The 7758-nt window shown below is 70.1% G+C and carries 4 protein-coding genes and 1 pseudogene; all 5 read right to left on the reverse strand.

Going from position 1 to position 7758, the window contains the following annotated elements; translation table 11 throughout:
• Positions 1 to 10: 10 nt before the first annotated feature.
• Positions 11 to 1195, reverse strand: a complete 1185-nt coding sequence (locus J9611_RS15405; protein ID WP_211881356.1) for a cytochrome P450 — start codon at positions 1193 to 1195, stop codon at positions 11 to 13.
• Between the two features lie 101 nt (positions 1196 to 1296).
• Positions 1297 to 4011 carry an ATP-dependent helicase HrpB gene (gene hrpB / locus J9611_RS15410; RefSeq protein ID WP_211881357.1) on the reverse strand — a complete coding sequence of 905 codons (2715 nt, stop codon included), beginning with the start codon at positions 4009 to 4011 and terminating at the stop codon, positions 1297 to 1299.
• Positions 4012 to 4107: 96 nt separating this feature from the next.
• On the reverse strand, positions 4108 to 4968 hold the full coding sequence (locus tag J9611_RS15415) for an NAD(P)H-binding protein (protein WP_211881358.1): 861 nt from the start codon (positions 4966 to 4968) through the stop codon (positions 4108 to 4110).
• A gap of 277 nt (positions 4969 to 5245) precedes the next feature.
• A complete protein-coding gene (locus J9611_RS15420; RefSeq protein ID WP_211881366.1) occupies positions 5246 to 7513 on the reverse strand; it encodes a gluconokinase, GntK/IdnK-type in 2268 nt (755 codons plus the stop codon).
• A gap of 50 nt (positions 7514 to 7563) precedes the next feature.
• Positions 7564 to 7758, reverse strand: a pseudogene (locus J9611_RS15425) (bifunctional D-altronate/D-mannonate dehydratase); the annotation flags it as partial.

Below are 7758 nucleotides of genomic sequence, written 5' to 3' on the forward strand. Positions count from 1 at the left end.
GCGCTACGCCTCAGGCGGCCTGCCACGTCACGGGAATCTGTTTGAGGCCGTAAATGATGGTGCTTTCCATCCTCTCCAGTTGCGTCCCCGGCGCCAGTGCAAGCCCGGGCAGGCGCGAGATCACAGCCTGCAGCGCAATCCTGGCCTCAAGCCGGGCAAGCGGCGCGCCCAGGCAGAAGTGGATGCCCTGGCCGAAGGCGAGGTGGCGGTTCGGGGATCGCTGGATGTCGAAGGCATCCGGACTCGGGAAGTGGGCCGGATCCCGGTTCGCCGATCCGATCCAGGCGACCAGGGGCGAACCGGCGGGGATCCGGCGGTCGCCCAGCGTCGTGTCGGCGGCCGCGACGCGGTACATGGACTGGACCGGGGACCGGTAGCGGAGCACTTCTTCGATCGCGTCCGGCATCAGTGCCGGCCCGGCTCTGAGCCGTTCGATCGTGCCGGGACGTTCGGTGAAGCTAAGTACCGCGTTGCCGATCAGGTTCGTGGTCGTTTCGTTGCCGGCGACGAGCAGCAGGGCGCAGAACCCGAGAAGTTCGACGGCGTTCAGGTGCTGTCCGTCGATTTGCGCCGCCAGCAGCCTGCTGATCAAATCGTTGCCGGGACGGCGCCTGCGCTCCTCGATCATGCCTATGAAATATTCCGCCATTTCGTGGTGGGCAGTGCCGTGGCCGTCAGGGGCGCCGGGGCCGGACTCGTCGGGTGCCGGCCGGGCCTGGCTGACGATGACGTCAGACCACTTTTTGAACCGGTCCCGGTCCGCTGCGGGGATCCCCATGAGCTCGGCGATGACAATAACCGGCAACGGATACGCCAGTTCCTCAATGAGATCCATTGTTCCCAGGGGGGCGGCCGGGGCCAGCAACGCATCCGTGATTTCCGCGATGCGCGGGGCGAGGGCCTCCACGGCCCGGGGCGTGAATGCCTGCGTCACCAGCGAACGGAGCTGGCGGTGACGGGGCGGATCGGTATTGATCAGGCTGGCGGCGAAGAGTTGGCCCGTCCCGGACGGATTGTCCCCTGCCATCCGGGAGGAAAAGGTGGAGTGCTCGGAAAGGACCCGCTGCACGTCGTCGTAACGGTAAACGTGCCAAACCCCGGACTCCTGGTCATGGAAAACGGGCTGGCTGCGGCGCATCGCTTCGTAGTGACGAAAAGGATTCAGCGGCTGCTCAATAGCCGGTACACGCGTCATGACAGGCCCCTCTGATCCGTCGGGCGGCTTCTTCCGTCGTTGAACTCCCACCTTATTACCGTTCAGCCCTCACCTGAATACCCGGCACCATCCACTTGAAGTCAGCTCCTGGCCTTGGTCCTGGCCGTCGCCGGCGCCGTCCACGGGTCCTCCGGCCACGGATGCTTGGGGTAGCGGCCCCGCATCTCGGCACGGACCTGCGCGTAGGGTCCGGACCAGAAGGAGGCCAGGTCGTCGGTCACGGCCAGCGGCCGCCGCGCCGGTGAGAGCAGGTGGAACAGCACCGGCACCCTCCCGCCCGCCAGCCGTGGCGTCTGGTCCCAGCCGAAGCACTCCTGCAGCTTGACCGCCACCACCGGCCGGCCGTCGTCCCCCACGTCCGGGTAGCTGATCCGCACCCGCGAACCGCTCGGCACCTCCAGCGTCTCGGGTGCCAGTTCGGCCAGCCGGGCCGCATCGGGCCACGGGAGCAGCCGCCGCAACGGATCGGCCAGATCAATCTGGTTCACGGCGGCCCCGCCGGCCAGGGCTTCAAGCTCGGGCGCCAGCCACTCGTCCAGCCGGGCCAGCAGGGACTGCTCGGAAACGTCCGGCCACGGATGGCCCAGCTCCCGGTGCAGCAGGGCCATGCGGCGGCGCAAGGCGTCGGCCGCCGTCGAGAATCCGATCGTCCCCAGCCCTTCCAGCGCCAGTACCCTGGCCACCGCCGCGCGTCCCTCCGCCGCCGAGGGCCGTACCGGCGTTGAGGACAGCACGATCGCTCCCAGCCGGCGTTCCCGCCGCGCCGTGACCCGGCCCTGGCTGAACTGTGCCTCCACTGTGTCACTGAGGAGATGCCGGGCGGCGGCCTCTGCCGTGTCCGCCGCCAGCGGCGCCGCGGACCGGATGATGGCGCCGGTCCCGGCCGCGTCGCGCCCTTCCGCGCGGGCCACCTCAGCGACTGCCAGCCACTCGTGCCCGGACAGGGGGCTGCCGGCCGGCAGCCCGGCCCGGGTGCCGGAGGTCAGCAGGTAGCGCTCCGGCCCCGCGCCCGGGACGCGGCGCGCCACCCGGTCCGGGAACGCGAGGGCGACGACGAAGCCGACGGCCTCCGGCGGTGCCACCGGCGCGGCCAGCGGCATGGCGGCAGCGGGCACAGCGGCAGAGGGCACGACGCCGGCCGTCTCCTGGCGGGCGATCGCCTCCATCCGGCGGACGTCCTCCGCCCAGCGCCGGGCCGCCGGATCCTTGCCTGCCCGCAGGGTGCCCAAAAGACGCGTGAGATCGGCGCCGGGGGCACGCTGGTCGCCGGAAACGAGGGCGACGGCCTCCGCCGCGGTGTGGCGGCCTACGGCGGCGGTGCCATCCAGCAAGGCACGCCCCAGCCGGGGATCGGCCGGAATCCTGGCCAGGGTCTTCCCGAGTGCCGTGGCGTGGCCGTCCGGGTCCACGGCGCCGAGCTCCCGGAGCACCTCGACGGCTTCCTCCATCGCCGCCTGCGGCGGGGCATCGGGAAGGGCCAGTCCGCGGCCCCCGGGGGATCCCCAGCAGGCCAGGACCAGGGCGGCACCGGTCAGGTCCGCCACCGCGATCTCCGGCATCCGGTGGGCGGGCGCGGCGCCGAAGGTTTTCTGGTCATAGCAGCGGACCACCCGTCCGGGCCCTTGCCGTGCGGCCCGCCCGGCACGCTGTTCCGCGGAGGCCCGGGAGCAGGACACGGTGACCAGGCCGGACATGCCGCGGTTGGCATCACGCCGCGGCTCGCGGGACAGGCCTGAATCGATCACCAGCCGGACGCCGGGAACGGTCAGGGAGGATTCGGCGAGTGCGGTGGATACGATGATCCGCGCCCGCCCGCCGGGTTCCCGCCCGGAGACGGCGCGGTCCTGCTCCGCCGGGCCCACCTGGCCGTGAAGCTCCAGCACCTCCGCGGCGCCCCTGCTCCGCAGGCGGGCCGCAACATGGGACACCTCCGCCGCGCCCGGCAGGAACACCAGGGTGTCGATGTCCGCACCGTCTGCGAGGGCTGCGGCGTGCGAGGCCGCGGCCGTGTCGGCCACGTGGTCCAGGAAGGCCCGGCTCACGCCGCGCGGATCCAGCCGCGGCACCGCCGCGGGGGCCCAGTCAACGTCCAGGGGGTACAGGGCGGACGGACAGTCGACGACGGGGGCGGGCCCGCCGCCGTCGTGCTCCCCGAGCGGGGTCTCCCCTACGGGGGCACCCCCGATCAGGGCGGCGAAGCGCGGCGCGTCCAGGGTGGCGGACATGGCGACGAGCGTGAGGTCGCCGCGGAGTTGGCGGACCTCGGCGAGCATGCCAAGCAGCAGGTCGGTCTCCAGCCCGCGTTCGTGGATCTCGTCGAGGATCACGGCGTCGGTGTCCCCCAGCCCCGGATCGGCGAGCAGGCGGCGCAGCAGGATCCCCGGGGTGACGAACTCGATCAGCGTTCCGGGTCCTGCCTGGCGTTCGCCGCGGACCGTGTACCCGACGCGGTCCCCGAGCCGGCTGCCGTCCAGGGCCGCAAGGCGGCGGGCGGCCGAGCGCGCGGCGACGCGGCGCGGCTGGGTCACGACGATGCGCGGTCCCATGGCCCGGCTCTCCCGTCCGTTTTCCGGTGCGGCGCCTGAGGCGAGGTTGGCCAGCAGCGGCGGAACCAGGGTGGTCTTCCCCGTGCCCGGCGGGGCCTGGACAACCGCGGCCGCTGCCGGACCGCCCGCACGCAGCGCGGCGGCGAGCTCCCCCAGCGAGCCGGCGAAGGCCAGGCCGGCCCCGAGGGTACCCAGGTCGAAGGGCCCGGGGGCGGAGGCAGGGTCCCGGAGGACAGGCGGGGATGTCACCCGTCCATTGTGCCCACAAACTTTATGCCGCCGGGTTCGCACCTGCCGCCGGCTCCCCGCACGGCGCGTCAGGGGAGCCGACGGCCCGGCGGTGCCTCAGCCTGCGTGTGCCGCGCGGACCGCTTCCAGCAGGGAGGTGGCCGGGCGGCCGAGCAGCTTGGCCAGGTCCTCGCTGTCGGTGTCCAGGTCGCCCGCGGCGGTGTTGGCCTCAAGCGCCGCGAAGAAACCCGCCGTCCCTTCGTCCAGCCCGGCCGCGACCAGGCCCTGCCGGTATACGTCCAGGCTGACGTTGCGGTAGGGAATGTCCCGGCCCGTGATGTCGCTGACCGCCGCGGCCAGCTCGGCGAAGCCGAACGGCAGGCCGCCCAGTTCATAGATCTTGTTCCCGTGGCCCTTCCCGGCCAGGACGACGGCGGCCGCGGCAGCGAAGTCCGCCCGCGTGGCAGCGGCGACCTTGGCGTCCCCGGCGGCGCCGAAGACCGCGCCGGCCTGCAGGTACTGGCCCAGCTGGCCGGTGTAGTTTTCCGTGTACCAGCCGTTGCGCAGGAAGGTGAACTCGATGCCGGAGCCGCGGATGACGGCCTCGGTGGCCTTGTGCTCGGGAGCCAGCGCGAGGGCCGTGGTGTCGGCACGCAGAACGCTGGTGTAGGCGATCCGGCGGACGCCGGCGCCCTGGGCGGCCTCGACGACGTTGGTGTGCTGGGCCACGCGCTGGCCGACCTCGCTGCCGGAAATCAGCAGCAGGTTGTCGACGCCTGCCAACGCTGCGGCCAGGGCCTCCGGCTCGGTGTAGTCGGCCTGCCGGACGGTGATGCCGCGCTCCTGCAGCCCGGCCGCTTTGGCCGGGTTGCGGACAATGGCAACGATGCCCGCGGGGTTGATGTCCTGATCCAGCAGGGCATCAATAACAAGCGCGCCAAGCTGGCCGGTGGCTCCGGTAACGGCATAAGTGGTCATGATTTTCCTTAATGATCAGCTGGATAAGTCAAGGTCGGCATTACTTGTATCTACAACTAATGTAGGCGCGTTTTATTGTAAGGTCAAGTAAATAGCGGCGGATCCCGGGACGGGGACCATTCCGGTGCGGATTTTCCCCACTATGGCTCCCGACGGCGTGTTGCCGGGACCCGGCGTCGCATCCGGACCTGATGCGGCGAGACGCGGGGAGCTTGGCGGGCGGACCGGGCCCGCCAGCCCTGGTGTTGGCTGGTGGGCCCGGTCCCTGCCGCTCCGGCTAGAGCTTGGTGTCGAAGGAATCGCAGAAGACGTTCTCGTTGAACGTTCCCTGGAACTCCGACTTGCCCTGGATCTTCTCGATGGTGGCCCGGATGGCCTCCACGGACCCCGCGTGGGCGTGGATGGCGGTCTTGACCATCGGCACGTCAATGAGGTGGTTGGGCTGGTTCAGTGACACAAACACCGTGGGGACCTCGGTGACGTACCACGGGATTTCCGCGGCCATGGGGGTGGACCACTTGATCCGGATGGCCGCTTCCTGGGCAAAGCCTTTGACGTTGGCGAAGACAAACGCGGCGTCGTACTTGTCCGCGTAGTCCCCGGTGGCTTCCTCGGAGATGACGGACATGAAGTTGATGCCCGTCTCCCCCGCGACTTCGCGCTGGTCCGCCGTCTTGAACAGGTGCACTTCGAAGCCGGCCTTCTCCAGCTCGTCCTTGACCGTGTCCAGGTAGGCCAGCGGATCGGCGCGGGTGAAGTCCGAGCCGCCGGAGATGCCGTACAGCCGGATCCGTTTGTGCGTCCCAGGCGTGATGGGCAGGTTGTTCGCCGTGTCCTTAACGAGGGTGACCGTCTTGCCGGCAATCTGTGCCGCGATGGCCCGGTGGGCGTCGCTGCCGATGAGATCCAGCGCTTCAACGGCCGGAACCAGGGTTCCGCGTGCCTTGGTGTGAAGGCCAAGGGATGCCTTCAGTGCCAGGATCCGACGCAGGGCATCGTGGAGCCGCTCTTCCGTGATGATCCCGGCCTTGTAGCCGTCCAGCATGTACTGGAAGTCCTCCGCCGGATTGCGGAAGAACAGGAACATGTCGCAGCCCGCGGCGATGGTGGCCGGGACCAGGTCCCGGCGCTTCATGGCCTGGGCCAGTCCGATCATCTGCGAGGCATCGGTCAGGATGAGCCCGTTGAAGCCGAGCTCGCCGCGCAGCAGGTCCTGCAGGAGTTCCGGTGCCAGGGTGGCAGGCAGGATGTCCCGGTCCGCCAGGCCCGGACGGAAGTGACGCGACAGCTCCGGGGCGCCGATGTGGCCGATCATGATGGACTGGACACCGTGCCCGATCATTTCCCGGTAGACGTGGCCGTAGCTGGTGTTCCACTCCTCGTAGCCGAGCGTGTTGTAGGACGTGACCACGTGCTGGTCGCGCTCGTCGATGCCGTCGCCCGGGAAGTGCTTCATGGCGCACACGGTGGGCGACTCGCTGATGCCGTCGAAGTACTCCTTGGCCCGCTCCACCACGATCTCCGGGGTGTTGCCGAAGGACCGGGTGGAAATGACGGTGTTCCGCCAGTTGTAGTGGATGTCCACGATGGGCGCGAACGCCCAGTTGCAGCCCAGTGCCGCGGTCTCCACGCCGGCGACCTGCCCCATCTGCCGGGCGATCGACTTGTCCGGGTGCGAGCCGGCCTGCAGGTGCGTGGACACGAAGGTCCCGTCGTCGCAGCTTCCGGCGCCGCCCATCTCCGGATTGGAGGCCACCAGAAGGGGCACCTTGGTCCTGGACTGGGCGTAGCGGATGTGCTCCTGCACCGCGGCCGAGGGGCCCGGCCGGTAGCGCATGCCGCCGACGTGGTAGTTGTCCAGGACGCCGTCGAGGTACTCCGGGGAGTAGTCGTTGTTGTGGTTGATGAACAGCTGCCCGATCTTTTCCTCAAGCGTCATCGAATCCAGGGTGGCGTCCACCCAGGCGATGGCGTCGTCGTCGAGGTTGAAGGGTGCCGCTTTCAGGTCCACCAGGAACGGCCCCGAAGGCTCCGTACCGGGCGGTGCCATGGCCGCCGCCGCCGGGGCAGCCGTGCCGGCGAGGCCGGCCAGCGCCTCGCTGACCACCTGGTCCACCGGCGCGGCGATGTCCACCACGACGCCGGACTCGTCCGCTTCGAGCGGTTCCAGCGTGGCCAACTGGGAGTCCAGCAGCGCGGCCGGCATGAAGTGGCCGCTGCGGCCTTCCAGCCGGGCGCCGAGGACGTCCTTGCTGCCGTGCAGGTGCAGGAACACGGTGTCCGGCGCCTGGGCCCGGATCGCGTCCCGGTAGCTGCGTTTGAGCGCGGAGCAGGCCAGTACCAGGCCGCCCGCCCCGGCCGTGGCCAGTGCGCCGCCCACGGTGGCCAGCCACGGCCAGCGGTCCTCATCCGTCAGCGGGATGCCGGCGGCCATTTTGGCGACGTTCTCCACCGGATGGAGGGAATCACCGTCGAGGAAGGGCACGCCCAGTTCACGGGCGACGAGGTCGCCGATGGTGGTTTTGCCGCAGCCCGAAACGCCCATGACAACAACGCGGTGCCCGGCAAGGCCTGTGGTTTCGATTTCGTGGCCCGTCACCAGTCGTGGACCGTTCCGTCGACGAGGCGGTTGTAGGGCAGGTAGGCCTGCTGGTACGGGTACGTGGCCGCGGCTTCCTCGTTGAACTCCACGCCGATGCCGGGCGCCTCGCCCGGGTGCAGGTAGCCGTCGGTGAACGTCATGGACTGCTCGAACACGGTGTTCGTGGCGTCCGAGTGCTGCATGTACTC

The sequence above is a fragment of the Pseudarthrobacter albicanus genome (assembly GCF_018224015.1).
In the GTDB taxonomy this organism is placed as follows: domain Bacteria; phylum Actinomycetota; class Actinomycetes; order Actinomycetales; family Micrococcaceae; genus Arthrobacter; species Arthrobacter albicanus.

Bases quoted from the DNA above. Each gene is read 5' to 3' on its own strand.
- J9611_RS15405 (WP_211881356.1), bottom strand. From the start codon at position 1,195: ATGACGCGTGTACCGGCTATTGAGCAGCCGCTGAATCCTTTTCGTCAC.
- J9611_RS15420 (WP_211881366.1), bottom strand. From the start codon at position 7,513: ATGGGCGTTTCGGGCTGCGGCAAAACCACCATCGGCGACCTCGTCGCC.
- J9611_RS15415 (WP_211881358.1), bottom strand. From the start codon at position 4,968: ATGACCACTTATGCCGTTACCGGAGCCACCGGCCAGCTTGGCGCGCTT.